Raw genomic sequence first — 1,450 nt, 5'->3', positions numbered from 1 at the left:
ACTCGGTCGTGAAGGTGTCGGGCAGGGTGAACCCGACCGAGTACTGGACGCGCTGCCCGGTCAGCCAGGACAGGAACTCATGGGTGCCGCCCGCGCCGTCGGCGCGGACCAGCACCGACCGTCCCGGGCGCCGGTCTGGCTTGTGGCCGGGTAGCTGCGCGAACGCTCGGCGGGTCACACTAACGTGGTCGGCGGCGGTGTTCGAGCCGGCGTTTCCCTTTCTGAGCATGACCGAAAGCGGCTCGCCGGTCCCGCCTTGGCCGTGGTCGGCGAACACCAGCAAGGGATGGAACCCGAAACCTTTCTTGAACGTCGGGGCCGCGTTCTCCTTCTCTGAGTGCGCGGTGATGAGGGTGGCATCAATGTCGATGACCACTGGGCTGTCCACGCCCGCGGCGTGATCGGGGGCGTGTTCTCCGGCAGCGGCCCACACCCGCGCGCGGGCCGCGGCCCGCGTGGCGTCGATCGCTCTCAGGGCCCGGTCGGCGTCGGCTGCCAGGGCGTCGACCAGCCGAGACACGGTCGGGTCCGAGGCAACCTGGCCGAACACCGCAGGCTCAGCGCGCAACACCGCGACATCGGCCAGGCAGTCACCGCCGACCGCCAAAGCGATCGCCAGATCGGTGACGATCTTGCCCGGGTCATGCCGAGCCAAGGGCTTCCGCCACCGCGCCAGAGCCTGGGACAAACCCCGATCCAGGCCCGAGACGCGGACCGTCTCGACCAACGCCACCGACCCTGCCTGCGACACGATCTTGGTCGCTGCCGTGTCGATGTGGACACGCGGATACAACCCGATATTCTTCACCTTGAAGGTGCTCCTCGCTCCGCATGAATTTGGTCTTCGCAACCCCGATTCTCGCTGGCTTGGAGCACTTTTCTGTTGATCAACGCGCCGCCCTCACGAAAGCCCCGGGCTAGACGGGAAGGGGTCGCATCACGTCTGCGCTGCCAGTGTCCGATTCTGGATGGATCGGCGCTGTCGGCGGGGACGCCCCGGCTCCGCCTTCGACGGAGTGACTACTGAGTTCGAGGTCCGTTCCGCAGGGGATCATGTGCCCTGGAAAGTGGAGCTGAGGGGACTCGAACCCCTGACCCCCACACTGCCAGGACGGACGGCGGACCTCTAGAGACCCGGTGTTTGCTGGGGTATATGCATTTACCGGGACATACGTGGTGCAGTTGTCTGCCGTTGTATGCCGTTCAGTGCCGTTGCGCGTAGATCGATTCTCCAGTCCTGCTCCGGTGCTAGATGGTGTGAGGCTGCGGTCATGAGCCCGGGCAGCAAGGCCAACGGCAACAGCACCGCTTGCTCTTGGTCATCAGCGCGGGCAGGCTCGAGAGCATGGCTGCCGACGTCAAACATGTCGTGGTCTTCGTGCAGGAGAACCACACGACTGACAATTACTTCCCGTCGATGCGTGCCTGGGGCGCCAACGTGGCCACCGGG

Annotated in this window: 1 protein-coding gene; it reads right to left on the bottom strand. The window is 65.8% G+C overall.

Annotated features, from left to right (window positions below; genetic code table 11):
* Positions 1 to 808, bottom strand: an 808-nt coding sequence (locus tag RM423_RS24710; protein WP_311425690.1) for an IS1380 family transposase, incomplete at its 3' end; no start/stop codon positions are given.
* Between the last annotated feature and the right edge of the window lie 642 nt (positions 809 to 1,450).

This window comes from Jatrophihabitans lederbergiae (genome assembly GCF_031845305.1).
Classification (GTDB): domain Bacteria; phylum Actinomycetota; class Actinomycetes; order Mycobacteriales; family Jatrophihabitantaceae; genus Jatrophihabitans_A; species Jatrophihabitans_A lederbergiae.
This window is presented reverse-complemented; position numbering and strand designations above follow the sequence as displayed.